We start from the raw sequence: 21248 nt of genomic DNA on the forward strand, positions 1-21248 counted from the left end.
GGCAGGCCTTTCGCGGCTAGGTCGTCAAGAGCGAGAAAACATTAAGTACGAGCTGTGTGGGTAGGTTAACGATGACCGTGCAGTCCGTGGGCACAGCAAAGGAATAGCTATATGAATAAGAGATCAGCGCCGCAGTTGGCGTCGACAGAGCAAGAGACACAACCGTTGGACGACAGTCGGTATGAAGACCTGCCGCGCAGTGAGTACCTGCAATTACCCCAAGAGGAGCAAGACCGGCTCAATAAGCTACGTCAGCAGCGGGTACGCGAGGCACCGACCCTCTATGAGTGGGATATTAAGGTAGCGACTGTGTATGGCATTGGGTGGATCATGGTCCTTATTCCGTGCGGGATTACGGCTCTAGTTGGGTTGGTGACATACTGGTATGGATTTGAGCAATGGTATTATTTTCTCATCATAGTGATGATTTTTGGGCCATTTATGCGCTACCTCTGGTTGGCCGACAAACAGTACCATTATCGGCTCACCACCGAGGGTTTAGTTACTACCTATCATGACGCGATTCCGGATGCAGCCTACGCGGTAGTGCGGGGGCTGGCTTGGTTTGGGGTAGTTGTTTGCATCGTCGGCGTGGCGTTGTTAGGCCCGGCCGCCTTGGTCGGCGCGGGTAGTTTTGCCGTGATGGCATTTTTCTTTACTGGTTTTAAAAATATAGAGACTACTTACGAGAGTCCTATAAAAAATGGGCATCGTCATTTGATTAAGGTAACGCGGAATCGTCCATTTATTGCCTGCCAATCGGATGTACGAACAATGGGCTTACGCGCAAGTATTCGTCTTCATTGCCCATTGGATAAGATACACATTATCTTGTCATTGCTGATGACGCAGTTACCTGATTCTGAAATCCGTGTATTTAAAAATGAGCGCGTGTTAGATGGCGTACCATTTGCGTCATTTGAGTCAGGCGAACCTGCCCAACTGTCAGATTTCGCCCCTAAGAATCCCCAGCCCAGTTAACGTTTTTTCTCGCGCCTGTTATTGGCGCGAGATTCGGTGTCATCAATGGCAACTTTGCCACTAAGATGCTAACAGACCTTTAGCAGCAAGGTCGTCAAGAGCGAGAAGACATTAAGTACGAGCTGTGTGGGTAGGTTAACGATGACCGTGCAGTCCGTGGGCACAGCAAAGGAATAGCTATATGAATAAGAGAGCAGCGCCGCAGCAGTTGGCGTCGACAGAGCAAGAGACAAAACTGTTGGACGACAGTCGGTATGAAGACCTGCCGCGCAGTGAGTACCTGCAATTACCCCAAGAGGAGCAAAGCCGGCTCAATAAGCTACGTCAGCAGCGGGTGCGTGAGGCGCCCACGCTTTATGAGTGGGATATTCGGGTGGCGACTGTCTATGGTCTATTTTGGTTAACCTTCCTGATCCCGTGTGGTTGCTTAGCACTTATAGGGTGCTATTTGCTATCTGGCGATACTAGCTTGGGTATAGGGTTAATCATCATGGCTTTAATTATGTGCTTATCTGCTCGTTACCTCTGGTTTGCAGACAAACAGTACCATTATCGGCTCACCACCGAGGGGTTAGTTACCACCTATCATGATGCTATTCCGGATGCAGCCTATGCGGTAGTGCGGGGGCTGGCTTGGTTTGGGGTGGTGGTTTGTATTGTCGGGGTGGCCTTTTTAGGCCCAGCAGCGCTGGTTGGTGTAGGTGGAATGGCTCTGGGGGCATTTTTCTTTACTGGTTTTAAAAATGTAGAGACAACTTACGAGAGTCCTATAAAAAATGGGCATCGCCATTTGATTAAGATAACGCGGAATCGTCCATTTATTGCCTGCCAATCGGATGTACGAACAATGGGCTTACGTGCAAGTATTCGTCTTCATTGCCCATTGGATAAGATGCACATTATCTTGTCATTACTGATGACGCAGTTACCTGATTCTGAAATCCGTGTATTTAAAAATGAGCGCGTGTTAGATGGCGTACCATTTGCGTCATTTGAGTCAGGCGAACCTGCCCAACTGGTAGATTTTGCCCCTGACAAAATAACCAGCCTAGTTGAATAAAGCGTGGACACTTAACAATAATGGCGCGGTAGTTAACTTCCGACTATATAGGTGGTTTTTCTGCTGCATCCATGTTTAGTTTAGATCGGTTTTTAACCATCTATCTCTATTGTTGCTGTTGTCGCGGTGTCTGGCGTGCCTTCTCTGAATGATAAAAGAGTGGTTGGCGATGATGCCTATTTAGAGAACAACGCGATGATTGAATCAGAATCAAAGTTGTATATACCTTCAAAATACAAAAAGCCCCGATAGCGTTGCTATTGAGGCTTTTATATTTTCTGTATCAATTACATAAAGCGAGCCGGTTGTATAGCGCTAGCCATTACAGGCTGTAGTACATTTCAAACTCAAGTGGGTGAGTTGTACGTGCTACGCGCTCAGCTTCTGCTGTTTTCAGTACGATATAAGATTGGATGAAATCTTCACTGAACACGCCGCCTTTTGTCAGGAACTCATGGTCAGCTTGCAGATTTTCAAGGGCATTTTCTAATGACGTTGCCACTTGTGGGATTTCAGCCGCTTCTTCTGGAGGCAGATCGTACAGATCTTTGTCCATCGCTTCACCTGGGTGGATCTTGTTTTGGATACCGTCAAGACCCGCCATCAGCAGCGCTGCGAAACCTAAGTATGGGTTTGCATGTGGATCTGGGAAACGTGCTTCGATACGACGGCCTTTAGGGCTTGGTACCACTGGAATACGGATTGATGCAGAGCGGTTACGGGCAGAGTAGGCCAACATAACAGGTGCTTCAAAGTGTGGCACTAAACGCTTGTAAGAGTTAGTGCTTGGGTTAGTGAAAGCGTTCAGCGCGCGAGCGTGCTTGATGATACCACCTATGTAGTACAGAGCCGTTTCACTTAAACCTGCGTATTTGTCGCCAGCGAACAAGTTAACACCGTCTTTCGCCAGAGATTGGTGAACGTGCATGCCGCTACCGTTGTCACCAACGATGGGTTTAGGCATGAAAGTCGCAGTCTTACCGTAAGCGTGTGCCATGTTGTGCACTACGTACTTCAGAATTTGGATTTCATCCGCTTTCTTCGTCAAGGTGTTGAAGCGAGTTGCGATTTCGTTTTGACCTGCAGTCGCCACTTCGTGGTGATGCGCTTCAACCACTTGGCCCATTTCTTCTAACACTAAACACATAGCGCTACGTAGGTCTTGTGATGAGTCAACCGGTGCAACTGGGAAGTAACCGCCTTTAACAAATGGACGGTGACCTGTGTTGCCGCCTTCGTAGCTAGTGCCTGAGTTCCAAGCCGCTTCTTTAGCGTCGATCTTAACGAAACAACCTGACATGTCAGTACCGAAACGGACATCGTCAAATAGGAAGAATTCTGGTTCTGGTCCAATCAATACAGTATCAGCGATACCAGTAGAGATCAGGTAAGCTTCTGCTTTTTTAGCAATTGAGCGTGGGTCACGGTCGTAACCTGTCATAGTACCGGGTTCAAGAATGTCACAACGGATCAGCGCTGTGGTTTCTTCGGTGAAAGGATCCAGTACGAATGTCGTTGGATCTGGCATCAGTACCATGTCTGATTCGTTAATGCCCTTCCAACCTGCGATAGAAGAACCGTCAAACATTTTGCCGTCTTCGAAGAAATCAGCATCTACCTGATGAGAAGGAATAGATACGTGCTGCTCTTTACCTTTAGTGTCGGTAAAACGTAAATCAACGAACTTAACTTCTAATTCTTCAAGTTGCTTTAAAACTGATTCAACTGACATTCTCAAGCCTCCGGTAGGGTAAAGGGATGCCCCTTCTATAATCTTTTAACTCAAGTGATTTATCTTGAGCCAAACTTACGAGCTATAAAGCGATATCCATGCCAATAATTTAACTTACTGATTAACATGATTTAAAATCTTTGTTGCACTTAATTGGATTCGCGTGTGCACCATAATGGTGCTTTTGTCTGTGGCATTTTGGTGCATTACTCCATTTTGGTGCGCACTGAATTGATTCATGCAAACCTTAAGCTGGGATGCACAGCGATAACATGCACCGCTTATATGGCATTGAGATGGCAATAACGCTTTGGCTTTCACAGTCTCAGTAAGTACCGCCTCTGTGAAGCTCACACATACTTTCAGCGCCGATCGGGACTATTTACCACCGCATAATTGTCATAAAACCACGCTAGTCTGTCCAACTATGCCACGCATTATCAATCCAATAGTGGTTTATTATCATATTATTAGGAAAGAGTTCGTTCTCATGTGCGAAATGTCTTTGCTGTTCACAGACCAAGTGAAATCAGTGATGCGTAAAAAGGTATCCCGTGACAATGAAGTGAGTCTTAATGTCATCGGGTGTAAACGCCAACATGAACGTTAGATTAAGTGTGCCGCAGAATTTATTGCAGTGCGTTCACGTGGTAATTTCTCTGTATCTAAGTCGATTTTGCTGATGCTTAAATCGACATTAGCAGTGCTAACATTGAATACGAAAAATAGCAAATTCAGCTGCTTAACTCGGATTTTTCCTACGAATATGGCAATTAAACAGAGCGTTAACTCTGGCTATAGAGGATTTCATTCAGTGGATGATTGGCGGAAATTACCCAAGGATTGGCGAATTGTTTTATAAGTGTTCAAAAATAATCCTGTGCGCCAAGGCCGCTCTGGAGTAGAATGGCACGCTTTTTATTGTGGTAGATCGAGCTCGATCACCATAACGAATTACTGAAATATCCCTATTTTTGTTTGATGGTAAGAGGTTTATCCGTGCTAGAGAATTTACGTAACATCGCCATTATTGCACACGTTGACCATGGCAAAACGACCCTGGTAGACAAGTTGCTGTCACAGTCAGGCACCCTTGCAACCCGAGGAGAAGCCACTGAGCGGGTGATGGACTCCAACGATCTTGAAAAGGAACGTGGGATCACGATTCTGGCAAAGAATACTGCCATCAAGTGGAACGACTACCGTATTAACATCGTTGATACCCCAGGCCACGCCGATTTCGGTGGTGAGGTTGAGCGTGTTCTGTCTATGGTTGACTCAGTATTATTGCTAGTTGATGCCGTTGACGGTCCAATGCCACAAACTCGCTTCGTAACGAAGAAAGCGTTTGCTCAAGGCCTAAAGCCAATCGTTGTTATCAACAAAATTGACCGTCCAGGTGCACGCCCAGATTGGGTTATTGACCAAGTATTCGACCTGTTCGATAACTTAGGTGCAACTGACGAGCAGCTAGATTTCCCAATCGTTTACGCTTCTGCGTTAAACGGTTTTGCAACTTTAGATCCGGATGTAGCGAGCGATGATATGACGCCGCTGTTCCAAACTATCGTTGAAAAAGTATCTTTCCCAGATGCTGACGCCGAAGGCGCGTTCCAGATGCAAATTTCGCAAATCGACTACAACTCATACGTGGGTGTTATAGGTATCGGCCGCATCAAGCGTGGTAGCGTTAAAACGAACCAACAAGTGACTATTATTGGCGCTGATGGCAAAACTCGTAACGGTAAAATGGGCCAAGTATTAGGTTACATGGGTCTAGACCGTACTGAAGTTGAAATTGCTAACGCTGGCGACATCGTTGCTATCACTGGTTTAGGCGAGCTGAAAATTTCTGACACTATCTGTGCCGTTGGTGCAGTAGAAGCTATGCCACCTTTGACTGTTGATGAACCTACTCTGACCATGACTTTCCAGGTTAATACTTCACCTTTTGCAGGTAAAGAAGGTAAGTATGTGACTTCACGTAACATTCTGGAGCGTCTGCAAACAGAATTAGTCCACAACGTGGCACTGCGTGTTGAAGAAACAGAAAGTCCAGATCGCTTCCGTGTATCTGGCCGTGGTGAATTGCATTTATCAATCTTGATTGAAAACATGCGTCGTGAAGGTTACGAGTTAGCCGTATCACGTCCAGAAGTTATTCTGAAAACTATCGACGGTGAACTGTGTGAACCATTTGAAACGTTGACTGTTGACGTTGAAGAAGAAGATCAAGGCACAGTAATCGAGAAATTAGGTACCCGTAAAGCTGAAATGAAAGACATGCAGCTTGATGGTAAAGGTCGTGTACGTATCGACTTCATCATCCCAAGCCGTGGTTTAATCGGTTTCCAAACTGAGTTTATGACAGCGACTTCTGGTACTGGTCTAATTTATCACTCATTCGACCATTATGGTCCGCACAAAGGTGGCGATATCGGTCAACGCGCTAACGGCGTATTGATATCTAACGCAACGGGTAAGGCTCTGACCTTCGCACTGTTCGGTCTGCAAGATCGCGGTCGTCTCTTTATCGGCCACGCCGCTGAAGTATACGAAGGCCAAGTGGTTGGTATTCACGCTCGCTCAAACGATCTGACAGTTAACTGTTTGAAAGGTAAGCAGCTGACCAACATGCGTGCTTCTGGTACTGACGAAGCCCAAGTGTTGACTACGCCAATCACAATGACACTTGAGCAAGCGCTTGAGTTCATCGATGATGATGAATTAGTTGAAGTAACGCCTAAGAACATTCGTGTTCGTAAGAGACACTTGACTGAAAACGATCGTAAGCGCTTTAACCGCGGTTAATGCCGCCTGTTAACTCAGGTGACACGCCCTTAAGGTGAGTCAATCGGTTTAAAAAGCCCTGCATAGGAAACTGTGCGGGGCTTTTTGTTGGGATAAATTGAGTAATGGGTATTAGTAGTCCTCATCCATCACCCGTATGCAATTGCGGCCAGCGGATTTTGCGCGGTAGAGCGCGGCGTCCGCTTGGCGAACGAGTTCTAAAGCATTTTGTTTGTTAGAGGGTTGCAGATAGGCGACGCCTGCGCTCACTGTCACAATCCCAAGGTCGGTATTTGCATGCGGAATGGCAATGACTTGGATCAACTGATGTATATGCTGCGCTGTCTCAAGTACGGTTTGATTATCGACATTAGGTAATAGAATGACAAATTCTTCGCCGCCGTAGCGAGCGACTAATTCGCCCGCTCTGCGACCGGACTGGGACAGTGTACTCGCTAATTGTTTAAGGCAATCGTCTCCGGCGAGGTGGCCATAGTGATCGTTAAATTGTTTAAAGTGGTCAATATCGAGCATGATGAGGGCCAGTGAGGAATTGCTCCTTTGTCCCCGACTCCACTCCGTTTGTAACATCATGTCAAATAGGCGGCGATTGCCGATATTGGTTAAACCGTCGGTATTGCTGAGTATTTCAAGTTGCCTATTGGCTTCTGCCAGCTCACAGGTTCGAGCTGTGATCATGGATTCAAGTTCGACGTTACGTTCCTCTAATCGCGCGATCGGGTAAATTTCCCCTTTGTGGGCTAAGCCATAGGGGATGGATATGCCACTGTGGACAATCATCCAGTCGTTGTTTTCTCGGTGAAATATCAACACTAGCCGTGCTGTCTCGCGGGAAAGCATAGGATTAGGGATAGGTAAGTGGATATGGAAAAAGGCAGTTACAACCACGAGGTTGTCGGCAAGATCTTGTAAAGAAAGATCTAACATTTCGATGTGGATTCGCTCAGGCACTTGTGCAAAGTCTTGACGAGTGATTCGCACCCATTCTTCCCTGCTGGTGACAAGCTGGTCACTGCTCCCTGCATAGCCGCTAAAGTTATCACTAAAGCGACGAGTTAGCCTGTCATCACGGGAGGCATACATCTCAATATATTCGTCAAATAACGAATGGATCAATTGCTGTCGGTCGGGTCGCATAGGTTAGCTCCGTTGGGGAACATAAAACCATTTTTCTAATATCCGTATAGGAATATTATCTGCGATAAAGTCTAGCTGTTGCCTGATTGTAATCAATTTTATGACGTATATATTAAAAATACTGCAGAGAGTGATGTAAGCCATTATCTGCAGTATGTTTTGTGAGACAAAATTATTTTGCATTCACCTAATGTATTATTTCGCCCAAGTATTATTTAACACAGCCTGTTGGGATAGTTGGAATTCAAGTTTTAGTTGTTCTGCATACTTAGGAGCATCATTTTGAGTAAAATCTGCACTATCACTCTCTGATATGATTTTATCTCCCGCAATTAAAAACGAACCCGAGTTAGTAAATGCGCCTAGTAAGTCCCCTTTTACTACTATGCTGTAGGGTTTTCGGTCTCTATAAAGTGATCGTCCAACAGATGCGAATTCGTTATTAAAACCGAGTAAATCAAAAGCTGTAGGTAAAATATCTAGTTGGCTTGCAAGTATTTTATGCCGTTTAGGGGTTATGTTTTGCCCTGGACGGTAAATCCATAACGGAATATGGAATGCACTTTCTAAGCCCGGCGTTTTCGTATTGAACAAGGTATGATCTGCTAAAATCATGAAAGTCGTATTTTCGTACCAGTCCTGCTTTGAAGCTTCAGTAAAAAATGCTTTAAGAGCTTCATCTGTATATCTAACAGTGTTCAAAAAATCTGTAAATGTATCTTGGCCATACGGATAAACCTGTAAGTGCTTCGGTGTTTCTACGTATGGCATGTGGGTGGTGCCTGTAAATGAAAAACTGATAAAAGGTTTGTCACTTTTATTGGCCAGTTCGAGTGTTTTCATTAGCATTTCATAGTCCCAACCAAATTGAGCACCATCGGGATCGGGATAATCTGTGCGGGTAATGGGGATATCACTGCGACCTAAATATTGCTGAAAACCCGCATAGTTAGCGATGGAATCTAGGCGAATGGAATCGCGTTTTGAGCTTTGCAGCATTTGGGTTTGGTAGCCGTGTGATTGGGCGATATTACCGATTTTTGTGAGGCGTGATAATTCGAGACCACCACCAATATAGCCCACACTTTCTAGGGGCGGTAGGCCGAATAAGCTGGCTTGAACCCCTAAATTACTGCGCTGACCGACGGCGTAAAAATTGTCATATACTTCGGCTTTTTTAGATAATTCATCTAAAAATGGTGTGACTCTATAATCTGATCCGGATAAGCCATCGACATAGGCGTAGCTCAATGCTTCAACTAAAATAATGACTAAGTTACGGCCATTGGGGCTATTTTCTGGGAATTGACTGAGAAATGGATATTGATACGCTTCATCTTCAGTTTTGTTCAGACGGGCTGCAAGCTGTTCTGCGTTGAAATATTTGTAATCTGTGCGTTGGTAGCTCTGTGCTGTTCCTTTGGCTCCCGTGTAAATGCCATTTAATATCAAATTAGCTTGCTGCTCATTCTGGCTATCATAGGCATCGATAATCCCTAATGGCTTACCGTGTAAGTCCAATCCGCGCATGCACAGGATCAATAAGGGTAATGCGAGTAAAAATGTACCACATTGAGCTAGAAAGGATTTATGCGGTTTGGTGACATAGAAAAGGGTACGCCATTTTTTTAGCCAAAAAAGGATGGCTGAAATAACTAACACTAAGCTAAATATGGTCAGAGCAAGATGATCTTTGACTAGAAACGGAATAATAAATGATGTCTCTGTCATGAGTAGAGGCAGATCATTAAATGTGTGTCTGTTTACTACCCCAAAATAGATGAAATCACCCATCAGTGCGATGGTTGATAGCATCAGCATAACTAGACCCAGTTGCAGTCCAGTTCCTTTTATCATTGAGGCAATTCGGCCCTTTGCTGGGGTTAATATAAGTAAGGTCGGCAATAGCAGCACATAGCTTGCTGTCATTAGATCAAATCTAACTGAAGTGAACAGTATCGTCATGACATCGATACTTCCCGCAAAATAATCGTGATACGCAATGTAATTGGCTAAGCGGAAACAGGCGAGAATGAATAACATTGAGACATAAAGAAACAACACACTGCGAAATTGACTTAACTTCATACGATTAATTTGATCATCAGACATTGAGAAATGGCGCATAATAGCACAGCAGTCGTCACGAGTTCAAAATCAGGCAAAGCTTGTTGGTATTGCTTAGCAGGGGTTGCTGATGAGAGGTTACTGGATTGCGTTAGCTGAGTGTGTCACTAGGCGGCACGTGAGGTCTTTTCTGGATAGTATTACTTGGCAGTGGCTTTATTGCTGACGCCTATCATCGCTGTGGTGCGACCGAGGACGTCGGGATACTCGATAGGACTTAGAGCCCTATCGAGTGAGCAGTCAAGCTTATGACTTAGCTTTATCTGCCAATTTTACCGCATTGACACTTTCACCTTTGAAACTGATAGTCACATTTTTCTGAGCGACTTCATTATCTTTTAGCAAAGTCTTAGTGGTTTCTGCCAGCATTGGAGAAGCTGCATTTAACGCACTAAGATCATAGGCCCAAACTTCTAGATCCGCTTCATTATAAGTACTAGCAGGCGCACCTAATTTTTCAGTGATTGTTTGCTTGGTTGAGCCTTCTTTAATGCCGAATGTATTTTTAATCGCTTCATTCGTTGCGCTGTCTAACGCATTGGTTGCCGTATCATTCACTGTGTCAGTGACAGATTGAGTTGCTGATTTAACGATTGAATCGAATGGGCCAGCATAAGCAAATAATGGCAGAGCAGTAAGAGCGATCAATAATGATTTTTTCACACAATAATTCCTTTGGTTAATACATTCCTTTATTAAATGCGCGCGAATTAGACCAGTAATTAGATTTCGTGTCAATTAAGCATCTGTTCTATATGATTTTATTTTAATCCTTTCAGATTATTCCTACTAAGTGGGTCAACCTTTAGTTGTACCTAAAGGTTTCCATTTTGAGGTTTTCTAGTCTTATCTGCTGCTGTTTTTCAATTTCGTTAGTGTTTTATTCCATCGCAATTGGATCCCATCATATGTGTCATTTTAGGTGTTCTAGTGCCCAATTCTATTAATCACTTGGATCAATTCCATGCGGATGTTGTCTGGTGTTTGGCTATGCCAGAAACCTGCTAAGTAAGCGCCCAGCGGTAGGATAAATAATGCGATAAGCACTAATGCGAGCAATCCCTTATGACCGAGTCTATGGCCTGATTTCAGCCCAAGGCCGAGGGCGGCGGATTTAGGGCAAGCCGCGACACAGCGCATGCAGGCTTGGCACTCGTCACTGCGAACCGTGGTTTTAGTGTGCACTATGATGTTTGCTGGGCAAGCGCGGGTACACTTGTCGCATTTCATCCCTTTTGCTTCGATAAGGCAGTGCTGGGTATTGCGGCGGATTTTTAATGGGCTCGCAAAGCTTAAGATCCCAAGCATTGCACCATAGGGACACAAGTAACGGCAGAATCCCTGACGACGCCATGCAGCTAAAGCGAGGATCAGCGCAAATACCAGTAGCGTGATTAGGCTGGGTGTTAGGAAGAACAATGCCATCTTCAAGTCGGCAATCTTATGATAATTACCTTCAAGATAATGGGGGATGGATTGTGCTGGCATACCAATGACTATGTAGCAAAGTGCTAGGAGTAATAGATATTTCAACATTCGCAGTGGCCAATCTAGCCAAGCGGGTGGTGTAAGCTCTGATTTAATAAAGCGTTTTCTAAAGGAATACAGATATTCCCCTGCCAGACCTAATGGGCAAGCCCAACCGCAAAATGCCCGCTTGCAGAGTAAACCTGTGAGTAATACCGCCGCTAGCATGACTGCTGCCGCAGGATGGGTTTGATCCCACAAATTGAGGCTGATAATGGCTTTAAGCTCAATGCCACCCGCAATCGGTAAAAAGGCATCGACTACGTCTGGGCGCATTAGCCAAGGTGTGATTCCTTGCTTAAGCAGTACGGTATTGATTGTGTATTGTATGGCAACCAGCAAGAGCGATAGCGCTAAAACATGTTGAGTCCCTTCACGAAGGGTATTGATTTTAATTTCACCCTTGAGTGCATCAGGCGCAAATTTATGCCCAAGTAGCATCAGTGGCAGTGCAATAAGAAGCCCGAGAGCCAGTGGCCAATAAAGACTCATTGCCACCGCACCGATACTGAGCAACAGTGTGGCGACCGCGCCCCATTTCTGGCCGCTCCAATAGCTGAGGGAGGCGAGATACATGAGTGCCAACATCAGCGTGAGTGATTCGATAAAAGTCATAGTGATGAATACAGCTAATAAGTTACAAGTACAGGCTCTGAGTGGTGAACTGAGGATAAGTTTTTGAGTAATAAGTGAAATTGTGCGTCAGATCTAAGATTCGCGCTATCAATCAATTAAAGCGCGCCATAGCTCACAAAGCTAAGTGTTTTAGTCTTGCACAAATAAAGTATGGCTTGCAGGGACATAGGGCGAGGTCACACAAAGAATAAAAAGCCCCAGCAATTTATTTTGCTAGGGCTTAGGAGTTCAGTGGGGCATTTGGATTAATTTTTTGATTTTTCGAGTGCTTCGATAAATTTGCTCGATTCGTTAATCGAGGTGTTCATCTCTTTAATCAGGCCAGAAATATCGGTTTGCAGACTCGCAAATTCGCTTTTAATCGCACCAATGGCTTGGGCGTTCAAGTTATGCTTGAGATACAGCATATTGTCTTTCATGGCGGTGAGTATCGGCGGCATTTTCGACTCGGCACGGCGCATACTTTTGATCAATTGTTCATAGGCGCGGCGCGTTTCTTTGAGTTTAGCTTCACTGTTGCGGCGTAGATTAGCTTTACTGATCTCGCTAATTTCATTTTGCCATTCATCGAACAGGGCTTCGGCTACATCTTCGACTTTATTGATGCGGTTGCTGACGTTATCGGCGGCACTTTGAGCCGATTCGTATTCATCTTTCGCTCTGCTATAGGCTTTTTCTAAGTTGCCATCACTGTAATTGAGCAGTGCTTGCATTTCTTCTAGGGCAGAGCTGAACTCTTTTTGAGCATCCTGTTGGGATTTTTTCGCATCTTTAACTCTGTCGACCATAATATCGCGTTTATGGTAACCGACCTTTTCCATTGCGCCGTAGTAGGCACTCTGGCAACCACTAAGCAGGAGACTTGTGGCAATCAGCCCTGAAGCTATCAGTCTTTTCATTGGGTGTTCCGTCGCTGAATGAAATTAATTAATCGGCTTTAAATCGAGCCGCATCGATAATGCTCCACAGATGAAAGATAGCACCTATTACCGCGGGCACAATCAGCCACCAGAGGGCATAACCCACCACTGTGATAATGAAAAATAACAGTGCGGCCATTATTCTGCCTTGCAATAATTGGCCTAGCCCAGGAAAAAATAGGCTAGCAATAGCGGAAATAACGTTACCTGCAGATCCTTGTTGAGACATCAATTCACTCCTTAGACTTGTAAATTAAGTGTTTATTGTACGAAGATAACGAGTCTATACCAACAGAATCAAGAGAAACCCGTGACTAAGAAGATAGAACTGGCACAAATTCGCGCCTTATTCCTCGGGATCTGGCACTTCCTGCTGCATTTGAGACGGCGTTTAGTTGAAGATCAAATCAATATCCGCGCCGGACATTTAGCCTATGTCACACTGTTGTCACTCGTGCCTATGGTGGCGGTGACTATGTCTATGCTGTCAGCTTTTCCGGTATTTAAGGGGATACGTGGACAGATAGAAGGTTTCGTTTATCAGAATTTTTTACCCGCCGCTGGCGATACTGTGCAAGTGTATATCAATGAGTTTGTGGCCAATGCCTCTAAGGGGACTGCGGTCGGGATTGCGGCCTTAGTCGTGGTTGCCATTTTGCTAATTTCCGCCATTGATAAATCGCTCAATAACATTTGGCGTACTAAAGAGAAGCGTTCAGTGGTGGTGGCTTTTTCTATGTATTGGATGGTCATCACTTTGGGCCCGGTATTGGTGGGGGCCAGTTTGGTCGCCACTTCCTACGTGGTGTCACTGAAGGTCTTTGACGGTCAGTTGTCGGGTGTGGTGCCCGTGTTTCTTGAGCGTTTACCTATGCTTTTCTCTGTGGCGGCATTTTTATTGTTGTATATGGTGGTGCCTAATCAAAAAGTGAAGTTTCTACATGCACTATTAGGGGCGATTGTTGCCGCAATATTGTTTGAGTTAGGTAAAAAAGCCTTTGCTTTGTATGTCACTCAGTTTCCGAGTTATGAAGCGATTTATGGTGCTTTAGCCGTGATCCCCATTATCTTTGTCTGGGTGTATTTATCGTGGATGATAGTATTACTCGGCGCGGAAATTACCGCCGCTATGCCTGAGTATTTAGATTATGAGTCGAGCTCAGATGATGACGAAACCGCTCTGAATGCTAAGCCCCTAGAAAATGCCTCCCAAGATAATTCCGCTGCGGTGTTAACTTCGGCTGAGGTGACGGCACTCAAGGCGGTGGCTAAATCTGAATGACCCCATTAGAGGATTATTAATGGCGATGACACTCAATGCCTGAATCCTTCCCATCTTTTATCCGTCGCGACTGGTTTAACGTTGGCAATGGTCAGCAATTGCATCTGGCGCAATACGGTAATCCACAAGGTATCCCACTGCTGTATTTGCACGGCGGTCCGGGAGCGGGTTGTGATATCGGTGATTTAGCTTTATTTAATGGCGATCAATATTGGATTTTGCTTTTAGATCAACGCGGTTCTGGACAATCTTTACCCTTTGGCGATTTAGCCAACAACCATCTCACTGGTTTGATTAGCGATATTGAGGCGATTCGCCTCGCATTGGGTATTGAGCGTTGGTGTTTAGCAGGTGGCTCTTTTGGGGCCACATTAGGCTTAATTTACAGCGGATTATTCCCAGAGCGGGTGATTGCACAGGTACTGTGGGCGTTATTTATTCCATCCAAAGAAGGTCTCGACTGGCTCTATGGCGCTGACGGCGCTGCAAAATTGCAACCTGCTGCTTATCGACTCTTCAATGACATTTTTCCGGTTCAGTTATCGCTGACTGAATTACTGGATTCATATCATCTAGGTTTGGCATCGGCCGATGAAAATGTGCGATACCATTTTGCGCGGCGTTGGGTACAGTGGGAGTTGCAGCTTGCGGGGGCGAGGTTAGTGCTACCAAGGCTGTTACCCGAATCCGTATTAGCATTAGCCAATATCGAGTTACACTTTGCTCGACATAATTACTTCAATGCCATGAATGTGTTACAGCGCGTGACGCCTAGAGTGAAGGCGCGTAGTGTGTTATTGCAAGGAATGCAGGATGCGATTTGCCCAGCGGCGCTATTGCGCGATTTTGTGGCTGGGTTGGAGCATGCTATTACAATTCAATCTGTTGTCGATGGCGGACATATGCTCAATAGTGAGTCTTTGTTTTTGGCGGTTACAGCAGAAATCCATGCTATGTGGTCGTGGATACATCAAAGGGAAATACAATGAAAACATTGCTCATCAGTGCCACTTTACTCGGATTAACCGCCTGTGCTACCACGGCGCCCTCGCAAACAAGCGCGATTGATCAAGTGGCGACTCAGGCGGTCGTGAGTGCCCCTGTCGCGCCCAAAGTCGTTGAACTCGGTGGGTTGACCAATGAAACTGCCGCTGATCGCTTGTACCAAGCGCTGATTAATGCAAATTATCTCGCCACCCAAGTTGCGCCGACTAAAGTGGCTGTGCAGTTTGGCAATAACCAATTCTTGCTTGAGCCGAGTATCAATTCGGCGGGCATTGACCGTATTTTAATGAATCGCTTCTATGCAGTGCATCCGCAATTGCAGGCCAGCCAAGAGTTGCCTGCCGTGATTGGCACCTTGAATCAGAAGCTTAATTTTGCCAAGTTTGTGTTGTTGGACCAAGGCGCAGTGATCCAAGTGCAAGGTACAGTGACCTTTGCCGACCGTATTGAAATAGAAGAGTTACGTCGTTTTATGCTGTGGACTAATGGCGGCTTAGCGCAGGTCGTACAATCTTTGCCTGATGGCGTAGAGCAATATATCCGCCCGCTCCCGCTAATGCCGCAAATGGTTCCCGTTAAGCCTTAATCTAAAAGGAAAAGTTGTGATTGCGTTAATTCAAAGAGTGAGTCGCGCCAGTGTAGTGGTTGATAACCAAACCTTAGGTGAAATCAATAAAGGCTTGTTGGTTCTGCTCGGTGTCGAGCAAGAAGATACCCGCGAGAAGATGGGAAAGTTGGCGACTAAAGTCATGAGTTATCGCGTTTTTTCTGATGAAAATGGCAAGATGAATCTCAATCTAGAACAAGTCGGCGGGTCTTTATTAGTCGTGTCACAATTTACCTTGGCCGCTGATACAGGCCGAGGCTTGAGGCCGAGTTTTTCAGGGGCGGGTACGCCGGATCAAGCCTTAGGCTTGTATGAAGAGTTTGTCGCATTTTGCCGCGCTAAGGGCGTTCATACAGAAACCGGACAGTTCGGCGCCGATATGCAAGTGTCCTTAGTCAATGATGGCCCAGTGACCTTTAATCTGCAGGTGTAGTTTATCTAGGGGTCTAGGTGATGGGGTGCTAGGCATAATCAATGTCGCTTGTACCAAGGGAGTATTAAGGGAATGCACATGGATCAATTACTCATTAAATTACGCCAGACTTGGCACAGTACGATCCCCGTTAGCGAGTTTATGCAGATAGTGCCACTCGATTACAGCGAGGGAGAATTTCGAGTCACAGCGCCGATGACGCCCAATATTAATCTGCATCAGACCATGTTTGCGGGCAGCATTTATACCTTGATGACCTTAACAGGCTGGGGGGCAGTCTGGTTAAATCAACAGTTGGTGGGCGTGGCGGGTGATATTGTGCTCGCCGATGCCCATATTCGTTATCTTGCTCCTGTGACTTGTGACCCTGTGGTAAAAGTACAATGGCCAGATGTGGATCTCAGCCCGTTACAAAGGGGGCGCAGAGTTAAGGTGAAGCTGGAAGTGCAATTGTATTGTATGGATGCACTGTGTGCGGTTTTTGAGGGCCTGTATGTTAGTACGTCGAAAGCATGAATGCGTCGAAAACAACTTAGTGTATCTGTACGTCGAAGGTGACGTATAACCTTTCTAAAAAATCGAAGCTAATCTCAGATTTTATCCGCTTTATTTCTTTTTTATGGGCTAATACACTAGCGTCATAGAGTTGAGATATTCCATCTGACTCTGAGTCATTTACCTATTTTCGGAGCAGATTATGTCTAAAGTCTTAATTTTAAAATCAAGCATTCTTGGCGGTTATTCACAATCTGCCGTGTTAATTGACCACTTAGCGAGTCACTGGGAAACCCAAGGCGCCGCTATTACAGTGCGTGATTTAGGCGGTAAAGACGTACTACCTATGGTAGACGGTGAAATCGCTTCTGGGTTACGTGGTGGTGCAGAATTATCGGCACGTCAGCAAGAAATGCTCGCCTTATCAGATACCTTAGTCGCTGAATTAAAAGCGAACGATACGATTGTTATCGCTGCACCTATGTACAACTTTACGATTCCGGTTCAACTTAAAAACTGGATCGATTTTGTCGCCCGTGCCGGTGTGACTTTTACTTACACTGAAACAGGTCCAAAAGGATTAGTGGAAGGTAAACGCGCTGTGTTAGTGACGACCCGTGGCGGCGCTCACAAAGATGGCCCAACGGATCACGTTGTACCTTACTTGAAAACGGTTTTAGGCTTTATTGGTATCACTAATGTTGAAGTGGTTTACGCCGAAGCGTTGAACATGGGCCCTGAAGCCCACGACAAAGGCATGAGCGAAGCGAAACACAGTATCGATCAGCTGAAAGCTTAATTGTCCCATTGATTAGCTGAGTCATTTGATTTAGCTGAATAAATAATGCCAGCCTTTAATAGGCTGGCATTTTTGTATGTCCATTTCAGCTAAGCACGCTTTGCTTAAGTGGCTAGGTTTGAGCAACTAGACTCGAGCGGCTAGGTTTAAGTGGCACGCTAAGCTGTTTATTCGCAAAGGCTGCAGCCTTTGGTGAGGGTGCTAGTCTCAACATAACGCACCTTAGTGCTGGCTTGGTCGCGATTACGACTGATGCTAAAGCGTGTATGGCGTTCAGTTTCAAGCGGCTTTTCAGCAGTGTTACCCTGTGTGGCTTCAAACTGTAACGCTTTGGCATGATTTGTTTTATGCATACACCACCTCGCAGATATTTAAGTCATCACAATGTACAGACTGGCCTGATTAGCGCCGCACAACCAAGGCTTAAATTAGCTCGGCTGGCAGCAGACTAAATCTTTAAGCGAACCACCATTTACCACGCAGCTAAAGCCATTGGCCTTGAGAATGTCGCAGCCCTTTTGTGCTCGAATCCCTGCGCCACAGTAGAGCACTAAGGGATGTTGCTTATTGTCGACTTGATGTAACCATTGGTCGAGTGTTGGCAGCGGCACATTAATGGCTTGGGGCAAATGACCTGAGGCAAATTCCTCTGGTGAACGCACATCAATCACCCGTGCGCCTTGTTCAATCAATTGCCAACATTTTTCGCCCGAGTGGCTGCCGGATAACTTAGCCAGTAAAGATTGAAACATAGCATTGCCCCTACCATTAGAAAATTTTCAATAAGTTTATTCTAATGAATTGGCGAGTGCAAGCACTGCAGATTATCGGCAGTGAATGGTTTTTGGCATTGCCGGCACTAGGCAAGTAGTTAGAGGCTAGACACATTAGCTCTTTGATAGTGAATGATGTCGTGGAATACCACGGCTTGCTCGTTTAGATTGCGATAGCCATGGGGTTTGTCGGCCGCAAATCGTACCGCTTCACCTTGCTTGAGTGGTTGCCACTCGCCATCGACTAGCACTTCCATAGTACCGCTCAAGACAATGACATGCTCAGTGACACCCGTTTCATGGGGCTCAGAAAGCCGCTCATAGTTTGGCAGCAGGGTCAGTTCAAACATCTCGAAACCGAAGCGCTCTTCAAAGGGGAAGAGTGAGGCGACTAGCATGCCGTCGGTGGCGGGTTGTTGGCGTAACTCGTCGGGCTTACGGAATACTGCGCCTTGGCTCTGGGGTGTGGGTTCGAGAAAGGTCGACAGCGAGATATTGAATCCACTGGCTATTTTCCATAGCGTCGCAATGGTTGGGCTTGATTCACCGCGCTCGATTTGTCCTATCATGGCCTTGCTGACGCCCGTCTCTTGAGCGGCTTTATCTAAACTCCATCCTTTTTGGTTGCGAAGTGCTTTAAGCGTGGTGGCGAGATAGCTGTTTATCGTCTGCACAATGGCCCCATCATTTTTATGAAAATTTAGTTTGTACGTTATAACGCACAGGTGTTATCTTGTCCATCTCGTACGTTATAGCGCACAAAAGCCATCTTGTTCATTTTATAAGTTATAGCGCACAAAGTAATGGCGACAGCAATTGCAGAAAAAGGGAGTGGGTATGTGGCGAGATGCAGGAAGTTTGTCAAAAATATCAGCGGGTTTTATTGCGGTATTAGTGGGTTATAGCAGCTCGGCTGTGATCATCTTTCAAGCGGCGGAGGCTGTGGGGGCGACACCAGCACAAATCAGTTCATGGCTGTGGGCTTTAGGTGTGGGCATGGGCGTGACCAGCATAGGGTTATCGCTTTACTACAAGAATCCTATTCTAACGGCTTGGTCTACACCGGGCGCGGCGCTGATGGTGACAAGCCTTGCGGGATTGAGCGTCAATCAAGCCATAGGCGCTTTTCTGGTGAGTTCTCTGTTAATTACTCTTTGCGGGGTGGCGGGCTGGATGGATAAACTTATTCGTATCATGCCGCAGTCAGTCGCTTCAGCCATGTTAGCGGGGATCCTGCTGCAATTTGGGATAGGGCTATTTCAGGCGATGCAAACCCAGCTGAGTCTCATATTAATCATGCTGTTGGTGTTTGTCGTCGTTAAGCCTTTTGCGCCGCGCTACATCATCTTGCTGACCTTGCTGGTGGGCATAGGCATGAGTTTTCAATTAGATTTGCTCAAGCTAGATGCAGTTCAGTTACAACTGGCGATGCCGGTGTGGACGACACCTGAGTTTTCGTTGGCGAGTGTGATTGGCGTGGCGCTGCCGCTGTTTGTGGTGACTATGGCCTCGCAAAATATGCCGGGCGTTGCTGCACTGCACGGTAATGGTTACAGGCCACCCATTTCACCTTTGATCACGAGCACAGGGTTAATAGGGGTCATTCTCGCGCCCTTTGGCGGTTTTGCCTTTAACTTATCCGCCATCACAGCGGCGATTTGTATGGGTAAAGAAGCAGATCCGAATCCCGCGACTCGTTACTGGGCGGCGGTGTGGGGCGGGGTATTTTACTTTATCACTGGGTTACTCGGCGCCACTGTGGTTGGCCTGTTTTCCGCTTTCCCGAAGGAGTTAGTACTGGCCATCGCCGGATTAGCCTTGCTCGGCACTATCGCCAATAGCCTGACCGCTGCATTAGCTAAAACCGAAGATCGCGAAGTGGCAGTGATCACTTTTTTGGTGACGGCCTCGGGTTTTAGTGTGCTGGGCATCGGCAGTGCATTTTGGGGGTTGTTACTTGGGTTTATTATCCATTGGTGGAACGGGCACAGAACTGCATCAGTAGTTAAGCGAGCGAATACTTAACTGCAGCAAAGTGCCTTAGAGATGAATTTCAAAGACTAAGGCGCATGTGTTTTAGATTCTCTTCGTCATAAACACGCTATTGGGGTCGAGTCGATAATCGGCGAAGGGGCCACAGATTTCAAAACCAAATTTGCAGTAGAGCAGGCGAGCGGGGTTGAAGAAGTCCATCGAACCTGTCTCTAGGCTCAGACGTTTGATACCTGCGGCTTTGGCATCGTTAATCAAGTGCTGCAATATTTTAGACGCTATACCTTGCTGCTTATAGGGCGCGGCGGTGCGCATGGATTTGATCTCCGCGTGCTCGGTATCTAACCATTTTAGTGCACCGCAGCCCGCGAGATTATTACCATCCCACAGGGTCCAAAAGCGAATATTGGGCTGACGCAGGCCGTCAAGATCTAATGCGTGAACGCTTTCAGGCGGTGAGGTTGCCCGCATATCGTTGAGGTGTTCCTGCAGTAAAGCCGCAATCTCAGGCCCTTTAAGGTCATCTAAGGTTATTTTCATGGCTCTTATGGTGGATTTCATGGCAGATCGGGTGCTCCCTATTATTGTGGCTTATCCATAATGGCGTCATCGCGCTTTGTCGTCTGTTTGCCAATGCGCCATGGTGGATAAGCAAATGCTAGGCCAAGCGTTTTTAGCTTTAGCTAAAGCTAAACGCAGAATCAAAGTCAAAGTCGTGGGGTTTCACCCCCCTGATTTTTAATCAAGAGTCGACCAAAAGGGGAAAAGCGCCTGTTCCCCTTTTGGCTTATTTATAAAACATGGCCCGGCGTCCCCAACGGAGTTGAAAGCCCCTTGGGCATTAAGCGTCCTTATGCTATCGCGTCAGACGCTCGTCCCTGATTAGACTGACGCTATCTCGGCATCTGATAGGCAGGACGCCTGAATGTCG

General features: G+C 46.1%; 21 protein-coding genes. 10 read left to right on the forward strand and 11 right to left on the reverse strand.

The features are described 5' to 3' along the window. The first annotated feature begins 111 nt into the window (after positions 1-111). Positions 112-981 (forward strand): hypothetical protein, encoded by an 870-nt coding sequence (locus tag KO531_RS12635; RefSeq protein WP_219251338.1) that lies wholly within the window; start codon positions 112-114, stop codon positions 979-981. A 181-nt stretch (positions 982-1162) separates the two neighbouring features. Beyond that, a complete protein-coding gene (locus KO531_RS12640) occupies positions 1163-2041 on the forward strand; it encodes a hypothetical protein (protein WP_219251339.1) in 879 nt (292 codons plus the stop codon). Positions 2042-2363: 322 nt separating this feature from the next. Here the strand turns inward: KO531_RS12640 and glnA are convergent, their stop codons facing one another. After that, positions 2364-3773, reverse strand: a complete 1410-nt coding sequence (gene glnA / locus KO531_RS12645; RefSeq protein ID WP_113941334.1) for a glutamate--ammonia ligase — start codon at positions 3771-3773, stop codon at positions 2364-2366. A 999-nt stretch (positions 3774-4772) separates the two neighbouring features. Between glnA and typA the strand changes: the two genes are divergently transcribed. Beyond that, positions 4773-6584: a translational GTPase TypA gene (gene typA / locus KO531_RS12650; RefSeq protein WP_105251119.1), complete on the forward strand. Its 1812-nt coding sequence runs from the start codon at positions 4773-4775 to the stop codon at positions 6582-6584. 111 nt (positions 6585-6695) lie between these two features. Here the strand turns inward: typA and KO531_RS12655 are convergent, their stop codons facing one another. The 6 genes from KO531_RS12655 to KO531_RS12680 form a co-directional block, all read right to left on the reverse strand. Then, the gene (locus KO531_RS12655) at positions 6696-7721 is read right to left on the reverse strand and encodes a diguanylate cyclase (protein WP_219251340.1); all 1026 of its coding nucleotides are present in this window, start codon (positions 7719-7721) and stop codon (positions 6696-6698) included. Positions 7722-7916: 195 nt separating this feature from the next. Next, complete coding sequence (locus tag KO531_RS12660; RefSeq protein WP_251068943.1) at positions 7917-9833, reverse strand: alkaline phosphatase family protein; 1917 nt, start codon at positions 9831-9833, stop codon at positions 7917-7919. A 261-nt stretch (positions 9834-10094) separates the two neighbouring features. Further along, complete coding sequence (locus tag KO531_RS12665; protein WP_105251122.1) at positions 10095-10511, reverse strand: hypothetical protein; 417 nt, start codon at positions 10509-10511, stop codon at positions 10095-10097. 264 nt (positions 10512-10775) lie between these two features. Beyond that, a complete protein-coding gene (locus KO531_RS12670) occupies positions 10776-11990 on the reverse strand; it encodes a 4Fe-4S binding protein (RefSeq protein ID WP_105251123.1) in 1215 nt (404 codons plus the stop codon). A gap of 266 nt (positions 11991-12256) precedes the next feature. Then, positions 12257-12910 carry a DUF2959 domain-containing protein gene (locus KO531_RS12675; protein WP_173497437.1) on the reverse strand — a complete coding sequence of 218 codons (654 nt, stop codon included), beginning with the start codon at positions 12908-12910 and terminating at the stop codon, positions 12257-12259. 28 nt (positions 12911-12938) lie between these two features. Beyond that, positions 12939-13160, reverse strand: a complete 222-nt coding sequence (locus KO531_RS12680; protein ID WP_006079786.1) for a hypothetical protein — start codon at positions 13158-13160, stop codon at positions 12939-12941. An 81-nt stretch (positions 13161-13241) separates the two neighbouring features. On the opposite strand from KO531_RS12680, the gene KO531_RS12685 reads away from it, so the two are divergent. From KO531_RS12685 to azoR, 6 genes are all read left to right on the forward strand, one after another. Continuing rightward, the gene (locus KO531_RS12685) at positions 13242-14213 is read left to right on the forward strand and encodes a virulence factor BrkB family protein (protein WP_212600263.1); all 972 of its coding nucleotides are present in this window, start codon (positions 13242-13244) and stop codon (positions 14211-14213) included. 35 nt (positions 14214-14248) lie between these two features. Beyond that, a complete protein-coding gene (locus KO531_RS12690; RefSeq protein ID WP_219251341.1) occupies positions 14249-15202 on the forward strand; it encodes an alpha/beta fold hydrolase in 954 nt (317 codons plus the stop codon). Next, positions 15199-15804, forward strand: a complete 606-nt coding sequence (locus KO531_RS12695; protein WP_219251342.1) for a hypothetical protein — start codon at positions 15199-15201, stop codon at positions 15802-15804. The genes KO531_RS12690 and KO531_RS12695 overlap by 4 nt, the downstream gene beginning before the upstream one ends. Positions 15805-15820: 16 nt before the next feature. After that, positions 15821-16258: a D-aminoacyl-tRNA deacylase gene (dtd, locus tag KO531_RS12700; RefSeq protein ID WP_219251343.1), complete on the forward strand. Its 438-nt coding sequence runs from the start codon at positions 15821-15823 to the stop codon at positions 16256-16258. 78 nt (positions 16259-16336) lie between these two features. Beyond that, positions 16337-16774, forward strand: coding sequence for a thioesterase domain-containing protein (locus KO531_RS12705; RefSeq protein ID WP_219251344.1), 438 nt, complete (start codon positions 16337-16339; stop codon positions 16772-16774). A gap of 181 nt (positions 16775-16955) precedes the next feature. Next, positions 16956-17552: an FMN-dependent NADH-azoreductase gene (gene azoR / locus KO531_RS12710; protein WP_173497433.1), complete on the forward strand. Its 597-nt coding sequence runs from the start codon at positions 16956-16958 to the stop codon at positions 17550-17552. Between the two features lie 167 nt (positions 17553-17719). Here azoR and KO531_RS12715 read toward each other — a convergent pair whose 3' ends face one another. The 3 genes from KO531_RS12715 to KO531_RS12725 form a co-directional block, all read right to left on the reverse strand. Further along, a complete protein-coding gene (locus tag KO531_RS12715; RefSeq protein WP_219251345.1) occupies positions 17720-17905 on the reverse strand; it encodes a hypothetical protein in 186 nt (61 codons plus the stop codon). A 75-nt stretch (positions 17906-17980) separates the two neighbouring features. Continuing rightward, positions 17981-18304 carry a rhodanese-like domain-containing protein gene (locus tag KO531_RS12720; RefSeq protein WP_219251346.1) on the reverse strand — a complete coding sequence of 108 codons (324 nt, stop codon included), beginning with the start codon at positions 18302-18304 and terminating at the stop codon, positions 17981-17983. A 119-nt stretch (positions 18305-18423) separates the two neighbouring features. After that, a complete protein-coding gene (locus KO531_RS12725; RefSeq protein WP_219251347.1) occupies positions 18424-18999 on the reverse strand; it encodes an XRE family transcriptional regulator in 576 nt (191 codons plus the stop codon). 163 nt (positions 19000-19162) lie between these two features. Here KO531_RS12725 and KO531_RS12730 point away from each other — a divergent pair, with 163 nt between their 5' ends. Further along, positions 19163-20350 (forward strand): benzoate/H(+) symporter BenE family transporter, encoded by a 1188-nt coding sequence (locus tag KO531_RS12730; protein ID WP_173242737.1) that lies wholly within the window; start codon positions 19163-19165, stop codon positions 20348-20350. A gap of 51 nt (positions 20351-20401) precedes the next feature. Here KO531_RS12730 and KO531_RS12735 read toward each other — a convergent pair whose 3' ends face one another. After that, positions 20402-20878: a GNAT family N-acetyltransferase gene (locus tag KO531_RS12735; protein WP_219251348.1), complete on the reverse strand. Its 477-nt coding sequence runs from the start codon at positions 20876-20878 to the stop codon at positions 20402-20404. Positions 20879-21248: the final 370 nt, after the last annotated feature.

Origin of the sequence: Shewanella sp. NKUCC06_TVS (genome assembly GCF_019345515.1) — a bacterium.
Classification (GTDB): Bacteria; Pseudomonadota; Gammaproteobacteria; order Enterobacterales; family Shewanellaceae; genus Shewanella; species Shewanella oncorhynchi.

Bases quoted from the DNA above. Each gene is read 5' to 3' on its own strand.
- KO531_RS12660 (WP_251068943.1), bottom strand. From the start codon at position 9,833: ATGTCTGATGATCAAATTAATCGTATGAAGTTAAGTCAATTTCGCAGT.
- KO531_RS12735 (WP_219251348.1), bottom strand. From the start codon at position 20,878: ATGAAATCCACCATAAGAGCCATGAAAATAACCTTAGATGACCTTAAA.
- KO531_RS12635 (WP_219251338.1), top strand. From the start codon at position 112: ATGAATAAGAGATCAGCGCCGCAGTTGGCGTCGACAGAGCAAGAGACA.
- KO531_RS12655 (WP_219251340.1), bottom strand. From the start codon at position 7,721: ATGCGACCCGACCGACAGCAATTGATCCATTCGTTATTTGACGAATAT.
- KO531_RS12705 (WP_219251344.1), top strand. From the start codon at position 16,337: ATGGATCAATTACTCATTAAATTACGCCAGACTTGGCACAGTACGATC.
- KO531_RS12695 (WP_219251342.1), top strand. From the start codon at position 15,199: ATGAAAACATTGCTCATCAGTGCCACTTTACTCGGATTAACCGCCTGT.
- KO531_RS12675 (WP_173497437.1), bottom strand. From the start codon at position 12,910: ATGAAAAGACTGATAGCTTCAGGGCTGATTGCCACAAGTCTCCTGCTT.
- glnA (WP_113941334.1), bottom strand. From the start codon at position 3,773: ATGTCAGTTGAATCAGTTTTAAAGCAACTTGAAGAATTAGAAGTTAAG.
- KO531_RS12680 (WP_006079786.1), bottom strand. From the start codon at position 13,160: ATGTCTCAACAAGGATCTGCAGGTAACGTTATTTCCGCTATTGCTAGC.
- KO531_RS12690 (WP_219251341.1), top strand. From the start codon at position 14,249: ATGCCTGAATCCTTCCCATCTTTTATCCGTCGCGACTGGTTTAACGTT.
- KO531_RS12670 (WP_105251123.1), bottom strand. From the start codon at position 11,990: ATGACTTTTATCGAATCACTCACGCTGATGTTGGCACTCATGTATCTC.
- azoR (WP_173497433.1), top strand. From the start codon at position 16,956: ATGTCTAAAGTCTTAATTTTAAAATCAAGCATTCTTGGCGGTTATTCA.
- KO531_RS12715 (WP_219251345.1), bottom strand. From the start codon at position 17,905: ATGCATAAAACAAATCATGCCAAAGCGTTACAGTTTGAAGCCACACAG.
- KO531_RS12720 (WP_219251346.1), bottom strand. From the start codon at position 18,304: ATGTTTCAATCTTTACTGGCTAAGTTATCCGGCAGCCACTCGGGCGAA.
- KO531_RS12730 (WP_173242737.1), top strand. From the start codon at position 19,163: ATGTGGCGAGATGCAGGAAGTTTGTCAAAAATATCAGCGGGTTTTATT.
- KO531_RS12640 (WP_219251339.1), top strand. From the start codon at position 1,163: ATGAATAAGAGAGCAGCGCCGCAGCAGTTGGCGTCGACAGAGCAAGAG.